The sequence below is a fragment of the Shewanella sp. AC91-MNA-CIBAN-0169 genome (genome assembly GCF_040310165.1).
Taxonomy (GTDB): domain Bacteria; phylum Pseudomonadota; class Gammaproteobacteria; order Enterobacterales; family Shewanellaceae; genus Shewanella.
On record NZ_JBEOPM010000080.1, the window covers coordinates 1 to 357 of the forward strand.

A 357-nucleotide genomic window follows, 5' to 3' on the forward strand; every position below is an offset into this window, starting at 1 on the left:
AAATATCTCATCCGCCAAATAAAACTCATCACGAGTGATACGACGTTCAGTGACTTTGATACCTAAATCTTCGGCAAATTGGATAATGGTACGACGAGTAATACCGTCCAATGCCCCGCCCGCTAAGTCTGGCGTATGGAGCTCGCCGTTCTTGACTAAGAATAAATTCTCGCCTGAACCCTGACAGACATAGCCTTGTGAATCCATCATGATCGCTTCATCATAGCCATTACGCGTAACTTCACGGTTCGCCATGATAGACACCGGATAGTTGCTCGATGCTTTGGCCTTGCACATAGTGACGTTAGGCAAATGATGAGAATAAGAAGACGTTTTTACTCGGATACCGTTTTGAAT

Annotated in this window: 1 protein-coding gene; it reads right to left on the reverse strand. The window is 44.8% G+C overall.

The annotated features are described in order from the left end of the window. The coding region (locus tag AAEY98_RS22200) for an aminotransferase class IV (protein ID WP_502959660.1) at positions 1–357 on the reverse strand (357 nt) is incomplete at its 3' end.